We start from the raw sequence: 22013 nt of genomic DNA on the forward strand, positions 1-22013 counted from the left end.
GTTCAGCCAAGCCGCGCTGAATGCCGCCCAGCCCGTGCTTGACCGCGACGCGGGCGCTGCCGACCATACGCTGTTGTTCGCGACATTGGCGGCCGCCCCACCCCGGCACGTCCCCGCCCATTGCCGCCGTATCGATGCCGGTGCCTGCCGTGCATCGCCCCCACTATTTCGGGTCCGGCCATGCCGGAGGAAGACTGATGATCAAGATCGTGCTGGCAGGGCTGTTCATTGCCTGCGTGCTGTACATCCATTACCGCGGCAAAGTGCGTGCACGCTGGTCGCGCCAGTTGCTGGACCACTCCAGCTTCATGGCCCCGATCAACGTGATCATGTACGCGTTCTCGAAGGTGCCGACCACGCCGTTTCTGGATCCGGGCAAGGAATTTCCGCAGCTGGAGCCGTTGCGCCAGAACTGGCAGATGATCCGCGACGAGGCACTGGCCCTGCGCGATGCCGACAAGATCGCCGCCTCCAGCACCTTCAACGATGCCGGCTTCAACTCGTTCTTCCGCCGCGGCTGGAAGCGCTTCTACCTGAAGTGGTACGGCCCCTCGCACCCGTCGGCCAAGGCGCTGTGCCCGAAGACCACCGCGCTGCTGGAATCGCTGCCGGACGTGCGCGCGGCGATGTTCGCCCAGTTGCCCTCGGGCAGCGAACTGCGCCCGCACCGCGATCCCTTCGCCGGCTCGCTGCGCCTGCACCTGGGCCTGGCCACGCCGAATGATGACGCCTGCTACATCGACGTGGACGGCATCCGGAAGAGCTGGCGCGACGGCGAGTGGATGATGTTCGATGAGACCTACATCCACCACGCGCACAACGAGACGCCGGACGACCGCGTGATCCTGTTCTGCGATATCGCCCGCCCGCTCCGCTTCGGTCTGCCGGGTCTGTTCAACCGTGCGGTTGCCTCCACGCTGCTGGCCGGTGGCGCCTCGCCGAACCTGCCGGGTGACCCGACCGGTGGCGTCAACAAGGCCTTCGGCAGCGTCTACAAGGTGCGCCTGAAGGCCAAGGCCCTGCGCGAGCGCAGCGTCGTGGCCTACCAGGTGATCAAGTGGGGCCTTGTGGTGGCGGTGATTGCGGGGATCTGGGCGATCTGAGGCCTTGGTTTCACGAGGTTGCCGGCCAGCGGCCGGCACTACCCGGTGACGGAACAACAAAAAAACCCGCGCTGTTGCCAGCGCGGGTTTTTTTGTTGGGCATTCCATCGCCGCTCCATCCAGCAAGGAGCCCCCCTTGAGTCAAGGGGGGCGCGCCGACAGGCGCGGGGGATGTGGGTGCTGGTAAGCCGGGGCCCCAGGGTTTGCAGGGCAAACCCTGGGGTATCAACGCAGCGAGTTGGTACGGCGCTTCAGCCCTTCAGGGCTGAAGCCACGAACGGCGGGGTCACCAGCACACCGGTGTGCAGCGCGGCGGTGTAGTACAGCGTTTCGAACGACTTGGCGGCCGAATCGGCCTGGCGGAAATCGAAGCTGCTCTCGCCCTTGCGGGCCAGGGTCACGCTCCACCAGCCGGTCGGGTAGCACGGCTGCGGGAACGGCAGGGTCTTGAACGAGCCGAAGCCGGCCTTGCCCATCTCGGCGCGCATTTCGTTGATCAGGTCCAGCTGCATCAGCGGCGATTCGGACTGCTGCACCAGGATGCCGTCATCCTTCAGGGCCTTGAAGCAGCTCTCGTAGAACGCCTTGTTGAACAGGCCTTCGCCCGGACCGACCGGATCGGTCGAGTCCACGATCACCACGTCCACGCTGCCGGCCGGGCAGTTGGCCATGTAGGCCACGCCGTCGTCGAACATCAGCTCGGCGCGCGGGTCATCGTTGGAATCGCACAGTTCCGGGAAGTGCTTGCGGGCCATCACGGTGACCTGCTCGTCGATGTCGCACTGGGTCACGCTCTCCACGCCGGCGTGCTTGAGCACTTCGCGCAGGGTGCCGCAGTCGCCGCCGCCGATGATCACCACGCGCTTGGGCGCGGCATGGGTGAACAGCACCGGGTGGCTGATCATCTCGTGATAGAAGAAGTTGTCCTTGCTGGTCAACATGATGGCGCCGTCGATGGTCATCAGGTTGCCCCAATCGGTGGTCGCGAAGATCTCGATCTTCTGGAACGGCGACTGCACTTCATCCAGCTTGCCGGTCAGGCGGTAGCCGATGGCCGAGCCGGTGCGCTCGAAGTGTTCGATGTACCAGTTGTTGTTGTCAGTCATGGAGCAGCAGTCCTGTTCGGAAGGGTGTTGGAGCCGGGCTGGCGGCGGTGCCGCGTGGCGCAAGCCACGTCCGGACGGGTTGGCCCGTTCAGGTTTCAAGCCAGAGCACGGGCGCGGGCGCGCATGATAACGGAGCTGTCGCCACATAGGCGTTATCATGCACCCCCTTTTTTACCAACCAGGCCCACTGAAATGACCGATTGGTCCCTCGACCAAGCCCGCAAGACCTACTCGATTCCGCATTGGGCGGATGGTTACTTCGACGTGGATCAGGCAGGACACATGGTGGTGAGACCGACTGGCCAGGACGGCCCGGTGGTGTCCTTGCCCAAGATCGTGGACGCCGCCCGCGAGGCCGGCGCCAAGCTGCCGCTGCTGGTGCGCTTCCCGGACATCCTGGGCCAGCGCCTGGGCAAGCTGCAGGCCGCATTCGCGCAGGCGCAGGCCGACTGGGACTATCCGGGCGGCTACACCGCCGTGTACCCGATCAAGGTCAACCAGCACCGTGGCGTGGCCGGCACGCTCGCCAGTCACCACGGCGAGGGCTTCGGCCTGGAAGCGGGCAGCAAGCCCGAGCTGATGGCCGTGCTGGCGCTGTCGCGCCCAGGTGGCCTGATCGTCTGCAACGGCTACAAGGACCGCGAATACATCCGCCTGGCCCTGATCGGTCGCAAGCTGGGCCTGCAGACCTTCATCGTGATCGAGAAGCCCTCCGAGCTGAAGCTGGTGCTGGAGGAATCCAAGGCGCTGGACGTCAAGCCGGGCCTGGGCGTGCGCATGCGCCTGGCCTCGCTGGGCGCGGGCAAGTGGCAGAACAGCGGCGGCGACAAGGCCAAGTTCGGTCTTTCGCCGCGCCAGCTGCTGGACCTGTGGAAGTCGCTGCGCGATACCGAGTACGCCGACTGCCTGAGCCTGCTGCATTTCCACATGGGCTCGCAGATCTCCAACGTGCGCGACATCGCCAACGGCATGCGCGAAGCGACCCGCTACTTCGTGGAGCTCTCGCGCCTGGGCGCGAAGATCACCCACGTGGACGTCGGCGGCGGCTTGGGCGTGGATTACGAAGGCACCCGCTCGCGCAGCTTCTGCTCGATCAATTACGGCCTGAACTCCTACGCCAGCAACATCGTGCAGCCGCTGGCCAATGCCTGCGAAGAGCATGGCCTGACCCCGCCGCGGATCGTCACCGAGTGTGGCCGCGCGATGACCGCGCACCACGCGGTGCTGATCGCCAACGTCTCGGAAGTGGAAGAGGCGCAGGAAGGCCGCGTGCCGGACCAGCATGACGACGAGCCGGCGGCGATCCGCCACCTGCGCGAGATCCACGCCGAGCTCGACGAGCGCCCGGCGGTGGAGCTGTTCCAGGAGGCGCAGCACTTCCATGCCGAAGGCCTGTCAAGCTATGCGCTGGGCCAGATCGACCTGCCGCAGCGCGCCCGCATCGACGACCTGTTCTACGCCATCGCCCATGCCGTGCGTGCCCGCCTGAGCTATGACGAGAAGAGCCATCGCCCGGCACTGGACGAGTTGAACGAGCGCTTGGTCGACAAGTACTTCGTCAACTTCAGCGTGTTCGAATCGATTCCGGATGCCTGGGCGATCGACCAGGTGTTCCCGATCGTGCCGATCGAGCGCCTGAACGAGCAGCCCGAGCGCCGCGGCATCATCGCGGACATGACCTGCGATTCGGACGGCATGGTGAAAACCTATGTCGAGAACGAGAGCCTGGACACCTCGCTGCCGTTGCACGCGCTGAAGTCCGGTGAGAGCTACCGCATCGCGTTCTTCATGGTCGGTGCGTACCAGGAAATCCTCGGCGACATCCACAACCTGTTCGGTGATACCGACGCGGTGGAAGTGGTGGCCGACGCCGATGGCTACGCGATCACCCAGCAGCGCCGCGGTGACACCACCGATGTGATGCTGGACTACGTGGGCTACAGCCTGGCCGATCTGCGCGCCAGCTACGCCGAGCGCGTGGCGGCGGCGAAGCTCTCGCCCGAGCGCGCGCAGGAACTGTCCGAGGCACTGGAAGCCGGTCTGACCGGCTACACCTACCTGTCCGACGAGCCCCTGGCGTAAACCGGTGGCGACGGGTGATGGCCTTCGGGCCTCACTCGGCCGTCCGTAGCGTCGGGCACTGCCTGGCCGTCCTTCCAAGGCACCTGGAAATCCCATGAGCGCCCGCGCGATCTTTCATCTGTTCCTGCATGCGGCCGTACCGGCGGTGCTGGCGTGGATGTTCTGGCGCAGGCGTTTCATGTCCGCTTGGGTGCTGATGCTGCTGGGCTGGATCATCGATCTGGACCACCTGCTGGCCGACCCGATCTATGCCCCGAACCGCTGCAGCATCGGTCTCCATCCGCTGCACACTGCACCGGCGATCGCGGTGTATGCGGGGCTGTGTATACCGAAGAAGACGCGGCTGTTCGGCATCGGTCTGATCATCCACATCGTGCTGGATGCCATTGATTGCTGGTGGATGCACGCCGGCAGGTAACTCACGCCGGCCGGTAGATCCACGCCATGCGTGGATGACGTACAGCATCAAATCCGCTCCACGTGACCGGTAGTGCCGGCCGCTGGCCGGCACCATGCAGGGTCGGGGAGCCGGCCAGCGGCCGGCACTACCAACGGCACAAGCAATGCCGTCAGCGAGGGCAGCTCTTACCCTGCCGGCAACGTTACCGTCGCCTGCAACCCCGACGCGCCATTGGCCAGCACCAGCGTCCCACCGTAGCTCTCGGCGATGTCCGCCACGATCGACAATCCCAACCCACTCCCGGCCGCGCGCTCATCCAGCCGCACGCCACGTTCGACGACGCGCTCCAGTTGCTCCACGGGAAGCCCGGGACCGTCATCGCTCACCGTGATCCGCAGCTCACCACCGAGCGCGGTCACCTCCACGCGCACCGCGTGACTGGCCCACTTGCCCGCATTGTCGAGCAGGTTGCCCAGCATCTCTTCCAGATCCTCGCGCGCGCCGGCGAACACCGCCGTGGTGTCGCTGTCGCACGTAAAACGCAGCCCGCGCGCGGCATGCACGCGCTGCATCAGCCCGCACAGCGCGCTCACCACCGGCGCCACCGGCGTGCGCTGCTGGCTGTCAGCGCCCAAGCCTGCAGCGAGGTAACGATCGATGCTGGCCTGCATGCGCGCGGTCTCGCTGCGCAGGGTCTGGCGCCAATCGCTGCCATCGCCCTCGGCTTCGGTGGTGAGCACGGTCAGTGGCGTCTTCAACGCGTGCGCGAGGTCTTCGGCGCTGCGGCGTGCGCGTACCACCATGCGCTGATGATGGTCGAGCAGCGCGTTGAGCTGGACGGCCAGCGGCGCGACTTCCTTGACCAGGCCCTGCTGCGGGAAGCGCACGTTCTCGCCGTTGCGGACCTGCCCGGCAATGCGGCCCAGTTCGGCCAGGGGGCGCAGGCCGTAATGCACCTGGGTAACCAGCACGCCGAACCACACGGCGATCAGTACCGCCAGGGCGAGCGCAGTGCGCTGCCGGAAACTGGCGACCTGGGCATCCAGCTGGCTGCGGTCGGTGGCGACCATGACGATCACCGGCGCGGCGGCGCGGGGCAGGCGGACCTGCTGGGCCAGCACACGCAGGGATTGCTGCAGCGGGCCGGGAGCATCGAAGGCCTTGGCCGGTCCCGGCTGCAGCGCGGTGGGTGCGGCCAGCGCGTCATCCCACAGCGAGCGCGATTGTCCGAGCGCGCGGCCTTGTTGGTCCAGCACCTGCCAGTAGTCGCCGGAGAACACGCGGCGGTAGCGCTCGTCAGCCAGCGTGTCGCGCCACTGCAGCTGGCCGTTGGCATCGCTTTCGGCCAGTGCGAGTACCGCGATCAGATCGTTGCCCAGGCGCTCATCCATCGCGGTCCGCGCCGAACGCTCGAACATCGCGCCCAGCCACCAGGTCGCCAAGGCGGAGACCAGCACCAGGCCCAGGCCACCGGCCACCAGCAGGCGGGTGCGCAGCGAGCCGGTGGTCATGGCGTTGCCGACAGGCGGAAGCCCTGGCCGCGATGCGTGTGGATCAGTTCGCTGCCGAGCTTGCGGCGGATGCGGCCGATCAGTACATCGAGCGTGTTGGAGTCTGGATCGAAGCCGTCTTCGTAGACGTTCTCGCCCAGCCGCGAGCGGCTCAACACGGTATCGGGGTGATGCATGAAGTAGGTGAGGATGCGGTGCTCCTGCGCGCTGAGTGCCAGCGGCGCGCCGTCCAGCTCGAAGCGGCCGGCGTTGACGTCCAGCACCAGTGGGCCGCACTGCAGGCGCGGATGCGCGTGGCCGGCGCTGCGGCGGATCAGCGCGCGCAGGCGCAACAGCAGCTCTTCTGGCTGGAACGGTTTGGTCAGGTAGTCGTCGGCGCCGGCATCGAAGCCGGCCAGTTTGTCGTGCCAGCGGGCGCGGGCGGTCAGCACCAGCACCGGGAAGTCGCGCCCGGCCTGGCGCCAGCGTTCGATCACGCTCAGCCCATCCAGGCCCGGCAGGCCCAGATCGACCACGGCCGCGGCGATGTCCTCGATCTGGCCCTGGTACTCGGCATCCCGCCCCTCCGCACTGTGGATGACCACGTAGCCGGCCTCTTCCAGCAGCGTCTGCAACCGGCTGGCGAGCAGGGCGTCATCTTCGGCGAGCAGCACGCGCATCAGTCTTTTTCCATCTTCAGCAGGCGGCCGGTGGCGGCATCGTAATCCAACTCCATCACCACGCCGTCCGGGCCGAGGATCTCGATCTCGTACTTCCCGTCATCCAGCTCAACCTCGATCAGCTTGCCGGGGTAGCGACGCAGCGCGTCGGCGACCACCTGCTCCAGCGGCACGAAGCGACCCTGGCGCACCGCCTGGCGAACGCTGTCCTGCTGACGGCTGCCACCGTCGAGGACCCGCATCGGGTCCTGCGGGGCGAGGGTCAGCAGCAGGGGCAGCATCAGGGACAGGGCAGACATGCGGGCACGCAGGGCAGAGGGCAGGGCACCGGTATACCGGGGCTGTCTAAACAGTATCTAACAGTCGCCCTCATGGTCCGGTTAGGCGCGGTGGCCAGACTGGCGGTGCCGGAATGGACCGGTGCCCCCCTCAAGGATTCCCATGAAGACGATGATTGCCGCTACCGCCCTGGCCGCTGCGCTGTTCGCCACCCCGGCCTTTGCCGCCAACCTGTCGGCCGCCCAGGTCCAGGCCAAGCTGAGCGCGGCCGGCTACACCCAGGTGCATGAGCTGGAGCACGACGATGGCGTGTGGGAAGCGGACGTGACCCGCAAGGACGGCACTGTCGATGAAGTGATCATCGATGACACCAAGGGCGAGATCTTCGATCCGCGCGATGGCCGCGCTGTGCTGGACGCCGGGCAGATCCTGGCGCTGGCGGGCAAGGCCGGGCTGACGCAGATCGAGTCGATCGAGCGCGATGGCGCGACCTGGACCCTGGATGCGCGCAACGCCCGCAACCAGCGCGTGGAAGTGCGCATGAGTGGCCACGACGGCCGCGTGCTCGCCAGCAAGCGTGATGGCTGGTGGGATTGATTCCAGCGCGCCACCGCGCCCTGGATGCACGAACGGCCGGGTTTCCCCGGCCGTCCGCATGTCCGCGTGAGGGATGCCGCGCTTACCAGCGCGAGGGGTAATCCCAGTAGCCCGGGCCGCGGCCGTAGCCACCGTAACCGTCGAAGCCGTCATAGCCGTATGCACCATAGGGGCCGTAGAAGCCAGGACCCTTGCCTTCGCTCACCCGGATGTTGATGTTGACGTTGCGGGTGTTGCCTTCGTCATTGGTGTAGTTCTTGCTCAGGTTGAGTTCGGCAGCGTTGTAGTGGGTATTGCCGAAATTCTCCGAGTAGCCGATGCCGGTGGTCAGGCTGCCGTTGACCCGCAGCTTGTCGTCGGTCACGTGGGCGATGCCGTTGGCTGCACGATCGGTTGAACGCCGGCCGGTACGATCGCCGTAGAACGTGCCCGGCGGATCGCCGCGCAGGGACTGATCGCTCAAGTACTGCATGGGCGCATCGGGAATGCTCAGATCCAGCCCGGTCGAGGACTGCGGGCCGGTGGCGCCTGCCGCAGACTGGGCCAGCGCCACACCGGGCAGGGACAGGCACAGCAGCAGGGGAAGCAGGCGGATCATGAGAGGCTCCGGAGCAGACAGGCGGGACGGCCGACAGCGCTGACGCTAGCAGGCATAGTTTGAATGATGCCTGTCATGGCGTGGGTTGCAAGGGGAACTCAACGCAACCGGCCGAATCCGAACAGCTCTGTCAGCGGATGCCGGCGCCGCTCGATGCCCGCGCGCAGCAGCCCGGCCCCGATCATGGAATAGGTGATCCCGTTGCCGCCGTAGGCCATGGCGAACAGCACCCGCGGCCCCCATTGTGGGTGCGGGCCGAAGAACGGCAGGCCATCGTGGGTCTCGGCAAAGGTACCGCCCCAGGAGAAGGCCGGCTGCAGCGGCAGGTGCGGGAACAGTTTGGTGGTCTTCTTGAGCAGCGTGACGGTCTTGCTCTCCACCCGGCGGTCGCGCCGGGCCGGGAGATCGATGGCATCGTCCTCGCCGCCGATCAGCAGCCGGTGGTCACCGGTGCTGCGCAGGTACAGATACGGCCGCGCCGATTCCCAGGCCATGGTCTCGCGCAGGGGGCCGAGCAGGTCCGGATGGATCGGATCGGTGATGAAGGCGTAGCTGCTGCGGTTGCGGGCCACCGAGGGCTTCAACCAGCGCTGCCCGGCATACCCGGTGGCCATCACCACGTGGCGGGCACGGATGCGGGCGCCGCCCAAGGTGGTGGCGGTCACGCCGCGCGGGGTCGGGGTGAGCGTATCGAGCACGGTACGGTCGTAGACCCCGCAGCCGCGCGTGTGCAGCCGCATCAGCAGACGATAGGTGAGCCGGTACGGATCGATGCGTGCGGCCAGCGCGCTGAGGATTGCGCCCGGTGCGCGGATGCCGTACCCGGCCTGGACCGCCTCGCTGTCCAGCCAGCGCACATCGAAGCCGTGCTTGGCACGCAGCGCGCATTCTTCGGCCAGTACGGCCTGGTGCCCGCGCTTGCTCGCGTAGTACAGGCTGGCCATGCGGTGACAGTCCACATCGCGGAACGACGCGGCCACCTCGCAGATGGCCGGGATCGCCTCGGCGCAGGCCTGATAGGCCAGCACCGCCGCGTCCTCGCCGTAGCGTTGGGCCAGGTCGATCAGGTGCGTGTCAATCTCATACTGCAGCAACGCAGTGCTGGCCGCGGTGCTGCCCCAGCCGATGTCGCGCTGTTCGATCAGCGCCACATCATGACCGTGCGCGCACAGCTCGTCCGCAATCAGCGCGCCGCTGATGCCGCCGCCGACCACCAGCACCTCGCAGTTGAGATCCTTCTCCAGCGGTGGGAAGGCATGCATCAGGCCGTTGCGCACGGCCCAGAACGGATACCCGCTCTTCAGATCCATGGCAGCCTCAGGCGGTGGGGTGGCCGGTGTGCGGGGTCTGGATCAGTTCGGTCAGGTCGAAGCCCTGCAGGCGCGCCTGGGCCAGATAGTGCTCCTGCGTGGTGCGGTCCAGCGTGGGCGTGCGCGAGAGCAGCCAGAGGAACTTGCGGTCCGGGCTGCCGACCAGCGAGACGCTGTAATCCGGTGCGATCTGGATCACCCAGTAGTCGCCCTTGGTAAACGGCAGCCAGCGCAGGCCCTTGGGCAGGAAGCTGACCTCCAGCCGCGCGGTGTCGTTGTCCACGGGGCAGGCTTCGCCGTCGGCTTCCTCGATCTCGTTGCCCATGCGGCAGCGGTTGACCACGGCAACGTGGCCGTTGTCCTTGAGGCTGTAATGCGCGGACACATCCGTGCAGCCTTCCGGCTCATGCTTCATCGGCAGGCGGGCGATCTCGTACCAGGTGCCCAGGTAACGCGGCAGCTTGAGGTCGGGAACGGTTTTCAGGTCGGGCGGTGTGGTCATGGGTGAACGCTGGTGGGAGTGCGATCCCACGATGCCGGGGCCGCTGCCACGGCCGGGTGAAGCCGGGGCGAGTGCGGCGTCGAGACAGTCCGTTGTGGTCGCGTCATGTCCCGCTTGCGGTCGCAGCGCTATGCTGGGCCGGAGCGCCATCAGCGCTTCTTTCAACAGCGATGGAGATGCGGATGTACCAGGTGATTCTGCTCAAGAGCGAAACCGGCGTTGCCCGCCAGCAGCGCGAGACCGCCGACGATGTGCTCGACCACGAGGGCGTGACCTACACCCTGCGCGCCGGGCCGCGGCAGCCGTTGCCGACCGATCACGCCTGGGATGAGATCGCGGTCTACGCGCCCGAGGAGATCACCGAGGAAGAGTTCCAGGACTGGTATGCCCGCCTGCAGCCGCAGGTCGAGGAGCTCCGCCTGAAGTACTGAGCGCCCGCATACCTGTTCTGAACGGGGCCCGGTTTATAGTCGCGGGCAGGCGCGGTGGTCCGCGCGAACCGTTGGTGCTGGCGTGTCGCTTCGTCATTCTTCGTTTGTGGTGCGGTCGCTGGGCTGGCTGCTGTTGTTCACCTGTCTCGGCGCCGCGCCGGTCGCGCTTGGGCAGGCCACGGATCCGCCCCCGGACCTGGCCAGACAACTGGTCCAGGCCGAAAAAGCGCTGCGCGCCACCAGTGACGCGCTGGAAGATGCGGGCACCACTGAAACCCTGAAGGCGTTGTCCGACCGCGCCCTGGCCGTCCAGCGCGATGCCGACGGCCTGCAGAGCGCCCTCGACCCGCAGCGTCAGCAGGTGGATGCGCGGCTCGAGCAGCTTGGACAGGTCGCCGAAGGCACCGTCGAGCCGCCGGAAGTGAGCCGGCAGCGCAAGGCGCTTAACCAGCAGAAGGCCGACATCACCGCGCAGATCGCCCGCGCCAAGCTGCTCTCAGTGGATGCCAAGCAGCTCGGCGAGCGCATCGAGAAGATGCGGGTCACCCAGTTCAGCGAACAGTTGAGCCGCAAGGTCGCCTCGCCGCTGTCACCTGCGCTGTGGCGCAGCTTCGCCAAGGATGTGCCGGACGATGTGCACCGCCTGGCCATTCTTTACCGCCTGGGCGAAGACGCGGCCCGCAAGGCCATTGCCAAGCATGGCTGGAACGCGCCCTTGATCGGCCTGGCGGTCGCACTGGTGCTGTTCTTCCCGTTGCGGCTGTGGCTGCGCGCGCTGGGGCGCCGCTTTGCCGCCTCCGAGCGTGCACCCGATGGACGCCTGCGCCGCTCCGGCCTGGCGGTGTGGCTGCTGCTGGTCGGCACGCTGTTGCCGGGCCTGGCGGCGGTGGCCCTGGTGGAATCGCTGGACGCGATCGGCGCGATCCCGCCGCGCCTGCAGCAGGTGGCCGAGACCTTCGAGGTAGCCACCTTCGTGGCCGCCTTCATCGCGGCGCTCAGCGCCTGTCTGCTGGTCCCCAAGCGCCCGTCGTGGCGGCTGCTGTCGCTGGATGACAGCGCGGCGTTGCGGCTGCGCAAGTACGCCTGGGGCGCGGCCGGCCTGACCTGGCTGAGCATCATGCTGGTCGCCCTCGACCGTGCAGCCCGCACCAGCGAGGTGACCACGGTGGCCGCCGATGGGTTGATGGCGCTGACCTACCTGGGGCTGATCATCGCGATCCTGACCTCGCTGGCGCGCATGCACAACCGTCAGGCGGCCGAAGCCGCCGAAGCCGAAGCACGGGCCGATCCCCGCGCCGGTGGTGATGGCAAGGTGCGGGGGGCGCCTCGCCGCAGTGGCTGGATCGTGCTGGCGCGCCTGATCGGCCACATCGCCGTGGCCGCGGCGGTGATCGCCACACTGCTGGGGTATCTCAACTTCGCGCTGTTCGTGGCCCAGCAGCTGGTCTGGGTCGCGGTGGTGTTCATGGCGGTCTCGCTGCTGCTCAAGTTTGCCGATGACCTGGCCACCTGGGTGCTCGCGCCCAGCAGCCGTGCCGGGCAGACCATCGTGTTGACCACCGGGCTCAGTGAGTCGCGGGTGGAGCAGGCCGGCGTGCTGCTCTCGGCGGTGCTGCGGGTCGGGGTGATCGTGCTGGGCGTGCTGATGCTGGCCGCGCCGTTCGGCAACCTCAACGCTTTCCTGGGCGGGCTGGACTCGTTGTCCGGCGGCCTGAAGATCGGTGAGACCACGCTCCGGCCGAGCAGCGTGCTGTATGCGGTGCTGGTGTTCCTGGTGGTGTGGGCGGTGATGCAGACCTTCCAGCGCTGGCTGAGCGACACCTACCTGCCCAAGACCGAGCTGGATGCCGGTGCGCGCAACTCGATCAGCACCGTCACCCGCTACCTCGGCATCATCGCCGCGGTGCTGTGGGGTGTCACCGCGCTGGGCATCGGCCTGGAAAAGCTGGCACTGGTGGTCAGCGCGCTGTCGGTGGGTATCGGCTTCGGTCTGCAGGCGATCACCCAGAACTTCGTCTCGGGGCTGATCCTGCTGGCCGAGCGGCCGGTCAAGATCGGCGACTGGGTCAAGCTGGGCGACCAGGAAGGCGACATCAAGCGGATCAGCGTGCGCTCGACCGAGATCCAGGTCGGCGACAAGTCCACCTTGATCGTGCCCAACTCCGAACTGATCACCAAGACCATCCGCAACATGACGATGGGCAACGCGCAGGGCCGGATCCAGATCCAGTTCTCGGTGCCGCTGAACACCGATGTGGCCGCGTTGCGCCAGATCCTGCTGGATGCGTACACCGAGCACCCGGGCGTGCTCAGCGATCCGGCGCCGTCGGTGTTCATCGACTCGATCGCCAACGGGCAGATCGCGATCAACAGCTTCGCCTACGTCTCCGGCCCACGGGCGGTATACGGAGCGCGCAGCGAGCTGTACTTCACGATGCTGCAGACGTTCGCCGCTGCCGGGATCGCGCTGTCCTCGCCGACGGATATCCATCTGGTGCGTGACCCGGCAGCGAAGCCCGACCCCGACGCGTAAGCAGGCCGGTAGCTACCGACCGTCGGTCGGTATCGTCGCGACGCAGGTAGTGCCGGCCGCTGGCCGGCAGCTGCACGATGCAGAGAGAATCGGGAGCCGGCCAGCGGCCGACACTACCGATATCGACGGCCGACAGCGCCCGGCACCGCCCGGGACGGCCGGATCAGCCGCGGTTGCCGCGGCGCGACGGCACCAGCGCGAAGGTATCCACGGCCAGCTTCTCGGCGTGGTTCAACCAGGCACGCACTTCCAGATCATCGACCTCGTGGTCCAGGCCGAAGCTCAGGTTGATGCGCCCCTCGGCATCCGGCTGTACCCACTGCTGGGCGACCACCACCTTGCGCTGCGAGGAGACCGCCTCGATCCAGAAGCCGCGGTCGGGTGACTGCTTGGTCACCAGCTGCACCATGTACTGGCCGGCCCGGGTGCGGCGACCCTTCTGGGTGATCATGTGCGCCTGGCGGATGCTCGGGCGCGGGCCGTTGAACGGATCCAGCGGCCCATCCACCGCCACGCCACCGCGCAGCTGGTCATCGCGGAACAGCTTGATGCCCTTGTCCTGGTTGACCAGCATCGCGCACCAGTCGCCATCGGCCGAGCCGTCCTCGAACGCGGTGCAGCGATCCACGTAGGCCAGCGTATTGGACGGATCGGCCAGATCGAACTGCTTGGAAGTGTTCTCCAGGTAGACCGATTTCAGGTCCCAGTGCTTGTCGTACTCCAGCAGCACCGGCGGCTGCACATGCTGCAGGCCAATCACCACCTGGTTGTCGTCATCGATGCGCAGCTGGCGGGTCTTGTCGCCCAGCCACAGCGAGCGCGAGAACGCCAGGTAACGCGGGTAGTCCTTGCCGTTGTCGCGGAACACCGCGGCGCTGGCACTGTCCGAACGCTCCGGATGCAGCAGCGAGCGGCCGAAGCCGATCGAATCGATGGCCGGATCGATCAGGCTCAGCAGGGTCGCGCCCGAATCCAGCGTCGAACCGGCCGGTGCGGCCAGCTGGCGCGGGGCGATGTCCTTGCCCAGGAACAGCAGCAGGTTCTCGCGGTCCTGCTTGGCGAGGATATGGCTGAGATCATTCGGCATGGCCAGGTGATCGGAAGCGATCACGATCAGGGTGTCTTCGCCGTACGGGCTGGCCTGGATACGGTCGACCAGCTTGGCGATCAGCCCGTCGGTGCACTTGAGCGCATTGAGCATGCCGATGTTGCCGTGCTCGCTCTTGTAGCGGGTGCCTTTGCAGGCCACGGGCAGATGGCCGGCCGGGTGATGGGTGTCCATGGTCAGCGTGGTGAGCATGAACGGCTCGCCCTTGCGCGAGAGCTGCACGAAGCGGTCGTATGCCTTGTCCAGCAGCACATCGTCATGCACGCCCCACGGGGAGAAATGCGCGCGGGTGATCTTCTGCTGTTTGAACCAGGCCAGGTCGTCGACGGTATCGAAGCCATGCGTGGCCAGGAACTGGCCTTTGCCGGCGAACTGGCCGTTGGCCCCGCCCAGGTAGTGATTGGTGTAGCCCTGCTGCTTGAGGTAATCGCCCAGGCAGACCGCTTCGGGCAGGAAGCTGCCCATGCGGCCCATGCTGTTTTCGTCTTCCTTGGCGGTGGTCAGTGGCACACCACACATCGAGGAGACCAGGCCGGCGATGGTCCAGCCACCGCCTTCGGCCGAGACCAGCCCGCGCACGTCCAGCGACTGCGCGGCGAGCCGGTTGATGTTGGGCATCAGGTCCGGGAAGGTTTCTTCATTGAGATACGTGCGCTCCAGGCTTTCGCCGTAGATCCACACGATGTTGCGCGGCTTGGTCAGCGGCTGGGTCGGCACGCGGTATTCGGCTTTGACCATGCTGTAGTCGACCGGGCGCATCTGCTGGTACAGACGCTGGCCATCGCTGTACAGCGGGCTCACCACGATGGCGACGAACCACATGGCCAGGAAGCCGGCAAACACCGCCTTGCCATGCGCGGGGCGGGGCCGACGACGCAGGCGTGCCAGCAGCAAGGGGGTAAGCGAGACCAAGGCGAGCGCGATGAAGCCGGCGATGTAGTGCTTGAAGTCGGCGACACCGGCGCCTTCCATGTCCGCGCCGAGGTGGTACAGCGTGGCTGCATTGAGGCCGTCACCGGACAACTTGTTGATCAACCACCATGCGCTGAGCGTCAGCAGCAGCAATGACATCAGGCTTGCCTTCCACCACACCCACTTGTCAGATGCGAGGAACAGCCAGGTGAGCAGCAACAGTGACAGCAGCAGGATCCAGAGCATAAGCACTTTTGGCAGTGGAGACAGGTGGTGATGGACGTCATGACGACGCAGTTCCCATCCGACCGGCTGTCTCAACCACACATGCATGACAAGCCGATGACTCGATCATGCCTGCACGAACCTGACTGAAATGTTTGTTGAAAACGACATACTTCATCACGCATCGCATTGCTATATGCGACGTAAAACGCGCGTGAAGAAGTTCGCGCGATGCAGCATTGCAACGCACGTTGCGGAGGTGTCTTCGTTGTGTCTGAATGCGTGCCGCGCGTGGACAACGCGTCAACGGTGCCCGCGTTCTTCCTTCGAACGTGCACGACGATCAAAGATCAACGCACTGAGGATGATGCCCAATCCCAGGAACACACCGATCAACATCAAGGTGAATGCGATCGCCGGATAGCCGAACAGATGCCAGCCGGTATCGACCTTCATCATCATCGCTGCGGCGAGTATCAGGGCGGCGGTGACGATACCGGCGGACACGCGGTTGGCGATCTTCTGCAGGTTTTCCATCAGGCGTGATTCTTCCAGCCCGGTGACTTTCATCTGCAGGCGGTTCTCGGCGAGCAGCGCGAGGATGTCGGTCATCTTGCGCGGCCCATCGCGCAGCAGCTGTTGGATCTCCATCGCTTCGCTGGCCAGGTTGGCTTTGGACAGTGATTTCTTCAGGCGTGCGCGCATTACGTGCTGCAGCTGTTTCTCCACGATGCGGCGCGTATCCAGGTCGGGCGACAGCAGTCGGCAGACGGTTTCCAGATTGAGCAGTGCTTTGCCGAGCAGGCTCAGCTCCGGCGGAGTGCGCAGGCCACTGGCGGTGGCGATGCGCACCAGGTCCAGCACCACGCGGCCCTCGGAGAAGCTGCTGTTGGCCGCGTAGCGTGCGATGACCTGGCCGGTCTCGCGCAGGTAGCGTTCCTCGTCGAAGTACTCCAGCCGCGTGCTGATGCCGATGATCTCGTCGGCCACTTCCTCGCCACGCCCGTCCACCGCTGCGAACAACAGCTTCAACAACCGCTCGCGCAGCCGCGGCGGCATGTGCGCGACCATGCCCAGGTCGAAGATCGCCAGACGACCGTCCGGGGTGACGCGCAGGTTGCCCGGGTGCGGATCGGCATGGATCTCGCCGTGCACGAAAATCTGATCGACATAGCCGCGGATCAATGCAGCGGCAAGCGGCGCCATCGGCTGCTCGGTGCGGCGCACGTCGGGGATCATGTCCACGCGCACGCCCTGCGCCAGCTCCATGGTCAACACGCGATGACTGCAGTAGTCCCAGATCGGCTGCGGCATCCACAGCGGTTTGAACGGCTTGAGGTGCTGACCGAAGCGCTGCAGGTTCTCGGCCTCAGCCTGGTAGTCCAGCTCCTGCATCAACGTCTTGGCGAACTCATTGAGCCAGTCGCGCAGGCGTACGCGACGGCCGACCTGGGTGAGGTGGTCAGCGGCCAACGCGAAGCTGCGCAGCACCTCCAGGTCCGAGCGCAGCTGTGCGGCGACCTCGGGCTTCTGCACCTTGACCGCCACCTGACGCCCGTCATGCAGTTCGGCGCGGTGGACCTGGGCGATCGAGGCGCAGCCCAGCGGGACCGGATCAAAGCTGGCGAACAGTTTGGAGACCGAGGCACCCAGCTCCTGTTCGATGATCGCCGCGACGCGCTCGACCGGGATCGGCGCCACGTTCTCCTGCATGCGCTCCAGGGCCGTGGCGAACTCCACCGGCACCATGTCCGGCCGGGTGGAAAGCATCTGTCCCAGTTTGACGAAGGTCGGACCCAGCGATTCCAGATCGGTGACGAACTGCTCCGGGTTGCCGTCCGGCGGCACATCGTGGACCGCGCGTGCATCCAGGTTCATGCCTGAAAACACGCCGGAATTACGGTAGCGCAACAGCAGGCGCAGGATCTGGCTGCGGCGGTTCATGCCCTTGACCAGCGACGGCGAACCGGGAACGACGGGCGTGGTGTTCAAGCAGGACTCCGGGGCGACGATCACCGGCAGTGTGGCCGGGCGGCAGTGGTGGGCCGGTGAATCCGCGCCTGCTACCGCGACAGGGGGCGGATCGGTCAGAATCGGCGCTTCCGCCTTCTCCTTTGGATCCACCATGGCCGGTGCCAGTCTGTTCGCGTTGCTCGATGATATTGCGTCCCTGCTGGATGACGTGGCGGTGCTGACCAAGGTCGCGGCCAAGAAAACCGCCGGCGTGCTCGGCGACGATCTGGCGCTGAACGCCCAGCAGGTAACCGGGGTCAGCGCCAACCGGGAGCTGCCGGTGGTGTGGGCGGTGGCCAAGGGCTCGCTGGTCAACAAGGCGATCCTGGTGCCGGCCGCGCTGGCGATCAGTGCCTGGCTGCCCTGGGCGATCACCCCGCTGATGATGATCGGCGGCGCTTTCCTCTGCTACGAGGGCGTGGAGAAGCTCGCGCACCGCTTCCTGCATTCGCGCGATGAGGACGAGCAGCGCAAGGCCGAGCGGGTCAAGGCATTGGCCGATGAGAAGGTCGACATGGTGGCGTGGGAGAAGGACAAGGTGAAGGGCGCGATCCGCACCGACTTCATTCTGTCGGCGGAGATCATCGTGCTGTCGCTGGGCGTGGTGTCCAGCGCCCCCTTCCTCAACCAGGTCACCGCGCTGGTGGTGATCGCGCTGGCGATGACGGTGTTCGTCTACGGCCTGGTCGCCGGTATCGTCAAACTCGACGATCTGGGCCTGTACCTGTCCAACAAGGGCGCCGCGCTGGCCGCGATCGGCCGGGGCCTGCTGGTGGCTGCGCCGTGGCTGATGAAGTTCCTCTCGGTGGCCGGTACCGCAGCGATGTTCCTGGTCGGTGGCGGGATCCTGGTGCACAGCATCGCGCCGCTGCATCACGCCATTCTGGAGATGGGCGGCGATGGCCGCTGGGGCTGGTTGATCAACGCGCTGGGCAACGTGATCGTCGGCGTGGTGATCGGCGCGGTAGTGCTGGGCGCCGTCAGCGCATTCCAGAAGCTGCGCGGGGCCAAGCCCGCGCACTGAGGCTCGCCCAGCTCAGGCCGATTCCCACCCGCGCAGGGCCTCCAACTCGGCGCGGGCACGGGCCAGGCGGCGCCCGGAGAGCGCGTCGAGCGCGCGCTGCAGCCGCGGCGATGCCGGCGCGCGCTGGGCCCAGCGGCGGGCGAGGACCCATGCGGCCAGCATGGCCAGCGTCCCTGCACCCAGCGATACCAGCAGCCACGGTGCGGCGAACGCGCCCAGATCCACCCCCCACGCCTGCCAGGCCACCAGCACCGGCACCGCCAGCCACAGCCAGCACCACGGCAGGCCGAGCAGCAGTTCGGTCAGTGCGGTATGCCAGCGCAGCGCGGCCAACTGCTGCGATTGCTCCACCACCGTAAGGGTGGGATGCAGCTGTCGTCGGCGCTGCAGGCGGGTGATGCTGACGATGATGGCCGCGATGCAGTACGCGTGCAGGGACAGCGCGCTGAGCATCACCGCCAGCGGCGGTTGCTGCCACCACTGGCTGCCGCAATACACCGCCACGGCCAGCCAGATCGCCAGCTGCAGCCACTGCCACAGGCTGAAGGCTCCCAGCTGATGCTGTACGGCCCGTTGCCGATGGCTGCGCCACGCATCCAGCGCGAAGGCCTCCTGCGCGTCGGTGGGAGCGTTGGCGTGGCTCCACAGCTGCTTGAGCTCATCCGGTTGCATGGCGGTTCCCTCAGTCGGTGGGGTTCAAGCGGGTGCGCAGCTGCTGGCGCACCCGGTGCAGGCGGGTGGAAACATTGGCGATGCTGATGCCCAGCACCTCGGCCATCTGCCGATGGTCGTGGTCGTCCAGGTGCAGCAGCATCAGGGCGCGGTCCAGCGGTGGCAGCGCGTGGATGGCGAGCTCCAGCTGGCGCAGCGCGTGGCGCTGTTCGGGTGGAAGGCCGTCGTCGACCACTGGCAGGTCATCATCCAATGGCGTGTGGTGGTGCCGATGTTGCTGGCGGCGCCATTGCGAGATCGCCACATTGAGCGCCACCCGATACAACCAGGTCGAGAAGCGCGCCCGCGCCGGGTCGAAATCCTCGAATGCCGCCCACGCCTGCACGCTGATCTCCTGGACCAGATCCAGCCGATCCTCGTGCTGATGGCAGTAACCGCGCGCCACCTTGAGCACGATGCCGCGGTGCTGCTCCAGCAACGCGGCGAAGCGCGCGCGTGGATCGTGGGCGGTGCGGGGCAGAGTCATGTGCATACCCGGGTGATTCGCGCCGGGGCGCGGAATATCACAGCCACCGGATCAGCGCGCCGGCTCGGCAGCCTGCACGCGGTTCTTGCCAACCCGCTTGGCCGCATACAGCGCCGTATCGGCGCGCCGCAACAGCGCGTCTGCCGCTTCGCCCGGCTGCCATTGCGCCAGGCCGGCGCTGAAATGCACCGGCACACGCTGCTCGTCCAACGGCAGCGGCCGCTGCGCCAGCGAGCGCTGCAACCGCAGCAGGGTGGACATGCTGTCCGCCGCCGGTGTTTCCGGCAGCAGCAGGACGAACTCATCCCCGCCCAGGCGCGCGATCGCATCGCTGCTGCGCAGATGCAGCTGGCAGACCTCGACCAGATGGCGCAGTACCGCATCGCCGCCGGCATGGCCGTGCAGGGTGTTGGTCTGATGGAAATCGTCGAGGTCGAGCAGGGCCAGCGCCAGCGGATGGCCATGGCGGGCGGCGCGCGCCATTTCGCGCTCAAGCAGTTCATCCAGCCCGCGCCGGTTGAGCGCGCCGGTCAGTGGATCGGTGCGGACCAGCCCGGAGACGTCGCGCAGTTCCTGCTCCAGCTCGGCGATGCGCTGCTCGGCCTGTTCCACCTCGCGGCGTGCGTTGCCCAGGTGATCGCGCGCCTGCAGTGCCTGCTCCTGCACCCGGCCGGTGTCCACCAGGACGTCCTGCAGCAGCTGGTTGAGATCGGCGATGCTGCGGGCTTCCTTCAGGGCCAGCGCGTAGCTGCTGATGCGGTCGTGGTATTCGCCGGTGCTGACCGCCATGCCATCCAGGCGCTCGATGAAGCCGCCCATGACGTTCTTCATCGCGGCCTTGGATTCCACGATCCCCTGTTTGAGCAGGCCCTGCTTGTAGATCACTTCGCGCAGGTTGGCGCGTGCCTGTTCCACCGAGTCGCGATCGAGCGGACCGCCGATCAGTGACCGCACCGCGTGCACCTGGCCGTGCAGCCAGCTGCTGTCGTCGAGCAGCTCGCCGATGTTGTCCAGCAGCAGATCGAACAGGCTCAGCAACAGCTCCTGCTGTTCCTGCCAGCCATCGCTGCGTACGCCGATCTGGTGGGAGAGCTCGCGCAGCCGGACTTCGATCGGCTGCAGCGGTTGGCCGGGATGCCAGCGATGCACCTCACCGGCGAGGTGCCCGGGCTCTTCGCGCAGTTCAGGCATGTTCTGCAGCAGGCTGGCCACGGTCACCCCGAGGGTGTGCCGCAGCAACTCGCGCAGACGCAGGCTGTCGGGCTGACCGTCGGGGGTTTCCTGCTCGATGGTGCGGATGTACTTGTCGATCAGCTGGCGCATCGCGCGGCCGTAGCTGACCCAGTCAGCGCTGCGCTGGGCCGATTGCAGCCGCAGGCCCATATCGCCCAGCTCGCCGGGCAGGGTGGACATGCCATTGGCGAACGCGGCCAGCAAGGGCTCGGGGGAATCGATCCCGGCGAACAGCCGCTGCAGCATCGCGCTGCTGCCGCCCTTGAGGGCCGGGGCGGGCCCGGTGGCCGCGTCCACTACGGTGCCCACGCTCTGTCGACGCGACAGCAGCCGGCCTACGGCGGTGCCGGGGCTGGGGGGAGCGTCGTGCGGGTCCGTCATGCGGCAGATCCTTGCAGGGCACGGCCGAGGGGCCGGAGCGGTGGAGAGGTGGGAACAGTATCGGCGCAGTCCGGTCACGCTTGAACCGATCCTGCATGGCAGGATGGTAAGCACGAGCAAGGCAGGAGAATGCGATGAAGGTGATGCTGGTGGGTGCGACCGGGCTGGTCGGTGGTCATGTGCTGCGGCAACTGCTGGACGACCCGCGCTGCGATGCGGTGGTCGCCCCGACCCGCCGCCCGCTGGACACCACCGATGCGGCGCTGCTCACTCCGGTGGTGGACTTCGCGCAGCTGCCGGCCGCGGCCGACTGGTGGGCGGTGGATGCGGTGATCTGTGCGCTCGGTACCACGATCAAACAGGCCGGCAGCAAGGAGGCGTTCGCGCGGGTCGACCATGACGCGCCGCTGGCGGTGGCGCGGCTGGCGCGGGCGCAAGGCGCGCATGCCTTCGCGTTGAACTCGGCAATGGGGGCCGACCCGGGCTCGCGCATCTTCTATAACCAGGTCAAAGGCCAGCTGGAGCAGGACCTGCGGGAACTGGGCTACCCCTCCCTGACCCTGGTCCGCCCCGGGCTGATCGGGGGCGAGCGGGCCGAGCGGCGCACCGGCGAGCATCTGGCCAGCCTGGTGCTGGGCGTACTGGGTCCGGCCCTTCCGCGGGCGTGGCGGATCAATCCGGCCGAGCGCATTGCGGCCGCGCTGGTCGAGGCAGCCCTGGCACCGGCGCCGGGCGTCAACGTCGTGCGCTCGGCAGAGTTGGTGGAACGGTAAGCCGCCGGCCGCCAGATGCACGGCCACCGGGCCAC

At 67.0% G+C, this 22013-nt stretch carries 19 protein-coding genes and 1 pseudogene; 8 read left to right on the forward strand and 12 right to left on the reverse strand.

What is annotated here, in order from left to right; translation table 11 throughout:
- Nucleotides 1-197 precede the first annotated feature (197 nt).
- The gene (locus K4043_RS06725; protein WP_184997178.1) at nucleotides 198-1103 is read left to right on the forward strand and encodes an aspartyl/asparaginyl beta-hydroxylase domain-containing protein; all 906 of its coding nucleotides are present in this window, start codon (nucleotides 198-200) and stop codon (nucleotides 1101-1103) included.
- A gap of 251 nt (nucleotides 1104-1354) precedes the next feature.
- On the opposite strand, the gene speE is transcribed toward K4043_RS06725, so the two are convergent.
- Nucleotides 1355-2209: a polyamine aminopropyltransferase gene (gene speE / locus K4043_RS06730; protein WP_265308684.1), complete on the reverse strand. Its 855-nt coding sequence runs from the start codon at nucleotides 2207-2209 to the stop codon at nucleotides 1355-1357.
- 192 nt (nucleotides 2210-2401) lie between these two features.
- Between speE and speA the strand changes: the two genes are divergently transcribed.
- Together speA and K4043_RS06740 are read left to right on the forward strand one after the other, a co-directional pair.
- Nucleotides 2402-4291 (forward strand): arginine decarboxylase, encoded by a 1890-nt coding sequence (speA, locus tag K4043_RS06735; protein WP_265308685.1) that lies wholly within the window; start codon nucleotides 2402-2404, stop codon nucleotides 4289-4291.
- 94 nt (nucleotides 4292-4385) lie between these two features.
- Nucleotides 4386-4709, forward strand: coding sequence for a DUF6122 family protein (locus K4043_RS06740; RefSeq protein ID WP_265308686.1), 324 nt, complete (start codon nucleotides 4386-4388; stop codon nucleotides 4707-4709).
- Nucleotides 4710-4876: 167 nt separating this feature from the next.
- Here the strand turns inward: K4043_RS06740 and K4043_RS06745 are convergent, their stop codons facing one another.
- Genes K4043_RS06745 through K4043_RS06755 form a run of 3 tightly spaced genes read right to left on the reverse strand, consistent with a single transcriptional unit; the run spans nucleotide 4877 to nucleotide 7103 of the window.
- Nucleotides 4877-6202, reverse strand: coding sequence for a sensor histidine kinase (locus K4043_RS06745; RefSeq protein WP_265308687.1), 1326 nt, complete (start codon nucleotides 6200-6202; stop codon nucleotides 4877-4879).
- Nucleotides 6199-6861 carry a response regulator transcription factor gene (locus K4043_RS06750; protein WP_265308688.1) on the reverse strand — a complete coding sequence of 221 codons (663 nt, stop codon included), beginning with the start codon at nucleotides 6859-6861 and terminating at the stop codon, nucleotides 6199-6201. Before K4043_RS06750 ends, K4043_RS06745 begins: the two co-directional genes overlap by 4 nt.
- Nucleotides 6861-7103, reverse strand: a complete 243-nt coding sequence (locus K4043_RS06755; protein WP_310443479.1) for a PepSY domain-containing protein — start codon at nucleotides 7101-7103, stop codon at nucleotides 6861-6863. The genes K4043_RS06750 and K4043_RS06755 overlap by 1 nt, the downstream gene beginning before the upstream one ends.
- Before the next feature lie 199 nt (nucleotides 7104-7302).
- Between K4043_RS06755 and K4043_RS06760 the strand changes: the two genes are divergently transcribed.
- The gene (locus K4043_RS06760) at nucleotides 7303-7737 is read left to right on the forward strand and encodes a PepSY domain-containing protein (RefSeq protein ID WP_259258801.1); all 435 of its coding nucleotides are present in this window, start codon (nucleotides 7303-7305) and stop codon (nucleotides 7735-7737) included.
- Between the two features lie 82 nt (nucleotides 7738-7819).
- Here the strand turns inward: K4043_RS06760 and K4043_RS06765 are convergent, their stop codons facing one another.
- From K4043_RS06765 to K4043_RS06775, 3 genes are all read right to left on the reverse strand, one after another.
- Complete coding sequence (locus K4043_RS06765; protein ID WP_123729934.1) at nucleotides 7820-8335, reverse strand: hypothetical protein; 516 nt, start codon at nucleotides 8333-8335, stop codon at nucleotides 7820-7822.
- A gap of 98 nt (nucleotides 8336-8433) precedes the next feature.
- Entirely contained in the window at nucleotides 8434-9645 is a 1212-nt protein-coding gene (locus K4043_RS06770) for an FAD-dependent oxidoreductase (protein ID WP_265308689.1), read from the reverse strand.
- A gap of 7 nt (nucleotides 9646-9652) precedes the next feature.
- Nucleotides 9653-10147 carry a lipocalin family protein gene (locus tag K4043_RS06775; RefSeq protein ID WP_265308690.1) on the reverse strand — a complete coding sequence of 165 codons (495 nt, stop codon included), beginning with the start codon at nucleotides 10145-10147 and terminating at the stop codon, nucleotides 9653-9655.
- Between the two features lie 182 nt (nucleotides 10148-10329).
- On the opposite strand from K4043_RS06775, the gene K4043_RS06780 reads away from it, so the two are divergent.
- Entirely contained in the window at nucleotides 10330-10578 is a 249-nt protein-coding gene (locus K4043_RS06780) for a hypothetical protein (RefSeq protein ID WP_121040674.1), read from the forward strand.
- A 106-nt stretch (nucleotides 10579-10684) separates the two neighbouring features.
- Nucleotides 10685-13111, forward strand: a complete 2427-nt coding sequence (locus tag K4043_RS06785) for a DUF3772 domain-containing protein (RefSeq protein WP_265309313.1) — start codon at nucleotides 10685-10687, stop codon at nucleotides 13109-13111.
- 163 nt (nucleotides 13112-13274) lie between these two features.
- On the opposite strand, the gene K4043_RS06790 is transcribed toward K4043_RS06785, so the two are convergent.
- Complete coding sequence (locus K4043_RS06790) at nucleotides 13275-15377, reverse strand: phosphoglycerol transferase I (protein ID WP_265308691.1); 2103 nt, start codon at nucleotides 15375-15377, stop codon at nucleotides 13275-13277.
- A gap of 282 nt (nucleotides 15378-15659) precedes the next feature.
- Nucleotides 15660-17315, reverse strand: a pseudogene (locus K4043_RS06795) (AarF/UbiB family protein); the annotation flags it as partial.
- A 166-nt stretch (nucleotides 17316-17481) separates the two neighbouring features.
- On the opposite strand from K4043_RS06795, the gene K4043_RS06800 reads away from it, so the two are divergent.
- Nucleotides 17482-18393, forward strand: coding sequence for a DUF808 domain-containing protein (locus tag K4043_RS06800; protein ID WP_123729939.1), 912 nt, complete (start codon nucleotides 17482-17484; stop codon nucleotides 18391-18393).
- Between the two features lie 12 nt (nucleotides 18394-18405).
- Here K4043_RS06800 and K4043_RS06805 read toward each other — a convergent pair whose 3' ends face one another.
- Genes K4043_RS06805 through K4043_RS06815 form a run of 3 tightly spaced genes read right to left on the reverse strand, consistent with a single transcriptional unit; the run spans nucleotide 18406 to nucleotide 21205 of the window.
- Entirely contained in the window at nucleotides 18406-19065 is a 660-nt protein-coding gene (locus K4043_RS06805; RefSeq protein ID WP_265308692.1) for a hypothetical protein, read from the reverse strand.
- A gap of 10 nt (nucleotides 19066-19075) precedes the next feature.
- The gene (locus K4043_RS06810; protein ID WP_265308693.1) at nucleotides 19076-19597 is read right to left on the reverse strand and encodes a sigma-70 family RNA polymerase sigma factor; all 522 of its coding nucleotides are present in this window, start codon (nucleotides 19595-19597) and stop codon (nucleotides 19076-19078) included.
- Nucleotides 19598-19642: 45 nt separating this feature from the next.
- Nucleotides 19643-21205, reverse strand: a complete 1563-nt coding sequence (locus tag K4043_RS06815) for a GGDEF domain-containing protein (protein ID WP_265308694.1) — start codon at nucleotides 21203-21205, stop codon at nucleotides 19643-19645.
- 134 nt (nucleotides 21206-21339) lie between these two features.
- Here K4043_RS06815 and K4043_RS06820 point away from each other — a divergent pair, with 134 nt between their 5' ends.
- Nucleotides 21340-21978 carry an NAD(P)H-binding protein gene (locus K4043_RS06820; protein WP_265308695.1) on the forward strand — a complete coding sequence of 213 codons (639 nt, stop codon included), beginning with the start codon at nucleotides 21340-21342 and terminating at the stop codon, nucleotides 21976-21978.
- The last annotated feature ends 35 nt before the right edge of the window (nucleotides 21979-22013 follow it).

The sequence above is a fragment of the Stenotrophomonas sp. SRS1 genome (assembly GCF_026130205.1).
In the GTDB taxonomy this organism is placed as follows: domain Bacteria; phylum Pseudomonadota; class Gammaproteobacteria; order Xanthomonadales; family Xanthomonadaceae; genus Stenotrophomonas; species Stenotrophomonas rhizophila_B.

What these genes read in the sequence shown, in the direction of transcription:
- K4043_RS06770 (WP_265308689.1), bottom strand. Translation starts at nt 9,645, where the DNA reads ATGGATCTGAAGAGCGGGTATCCGTTCTGGGCCGTGCGCAACGGCCTG.
- K4043_RS06750 (WP_265308688.1), bottom strand. Translation starts at nt 6,861, where the DNA reads ATGCGCGTGCTGCTCGCCGAAGATGACGCCCTGCTCGCCAGCCGGTTG.
- K4043_RS06760 (WP_259258801.1), top strand. Translation starts at nt 7,303, where the DNA reads ATGAAGACGATGATTGCCGCTACCGCCCTGGCCGCTGCGCTGTTCGCC.
- K4043_RS06725 (WP_184997178.1), top strand. Translation starts at nt 198, where the DNA reads ATGATCAAGATCGTGCTGGCAGGGCTGTTCATTGCCTGCGTGCTGTAC.
- K4043_RS06755 (WP_310443479.1), bottom strand. Translation starts at nt 7,103, where the DNA reads ATGCGGGTCCTCGACGGTGGCAGCCGTCAGCAGGACAGCGTTCGCCAG.
- K4043_RS06810 (WP_265308693.1), bottom strand. Translation starts at nt 19,597, where the DNA reads ATGCACATGACTCTGCCCCGCACCGCCCACGATCCACGCGCGCGCTTC.
- K4043_RS06780 (WP_121040674.1), top strand. Translation starts at nt 10,330, where the DNA reads ATGTACCAGGTGATTCTGCTCAAGAGCGAAACCGGCGTTGCCCGCCAG.
- K4043_RS06765 (WP_123729934.1), bottom strand. Translation starts at nt 8,335, where the DNA reads ATGATCCGCCTGCTTCCCCTGCTGCTGTGCCTGTCCCTGCCCGGTGTG.
- K4043_RS06800 (WP_123729939.1), top strand. Translation starts at nt 17,482, where the DNA reads ATGGCCGGTGCCAGTCTGTTCGCGTTGCTCGATGATATTGCGTCCCTG.
- speA (WP_265308685.1), top strand. Translation starts at nt 2,402, where the DNA reads ATGACCGATTGGTCCCTCGACCAAGCCCGCAAGACCTACTCGATTCCG.
- K4043_RS06790 (WP_265308691.1), bottom strand. Translation starts at nt 15,377, where the DNA reads ATGCTCTGGATCCTGCTGCTGTCACTGTTGCTGCTCACCTGGCTGTTC.
- K4043_RS06805 (WP_265308692.1), bottom strand. Translation starts at nt 19,065, where the DNA reads ATGCAACCGGATGAGCTCAAGCAGCTGTGGAGCCACGCCAACGCTCCC.
- speE (WP_265308684.1), bottom strand. Translation starts at nt 2,209, where the DNA reads ATGACTGACAACAACAACTGGTACATCGAACACTTCGAGCGCACCGGC.
- K4043_RS06815 (WP_265308694.1), bottom strand. Translation starts at nt 21,205, where the DNA reads ATGACGGACCCGCACGACGCTCCCCCCAGCCCCGGCACCGCCGTAGGC.
- K4043_RS06740 (WP_265308686.1), top strand. Translation starts at nt 4,386, where the DNA reads ATGAGCGCCCGCGCGATCTTTCATCTGTTCCTGCATGCGGCCGTACCG.
- K4043_RS06745 (WP_265308687.1), bottom strand. Translation starts at nt 6,202, where the DNA reads ATGACCACCGGCTCGCTGCGCACCCGCCTGCTGGTGGCCGGTGGCCTG.
- K4043_RS06775 (WP_265308690.1), bottom strand. Translation starts at nt 10,147, where the DNA reads ATGACCACACCGCCCGACCTGAAAACCGTTCCCGACCTCAAGCTGCCG.
- K4043_RS06820 (WP_265308695.1), top strand. Translation starts at nt 21,340, where the DNA reads ATGAAGGTGATGCTGGTGGGTGCGACCGGGCTGGTCGGTGGTCATGTG.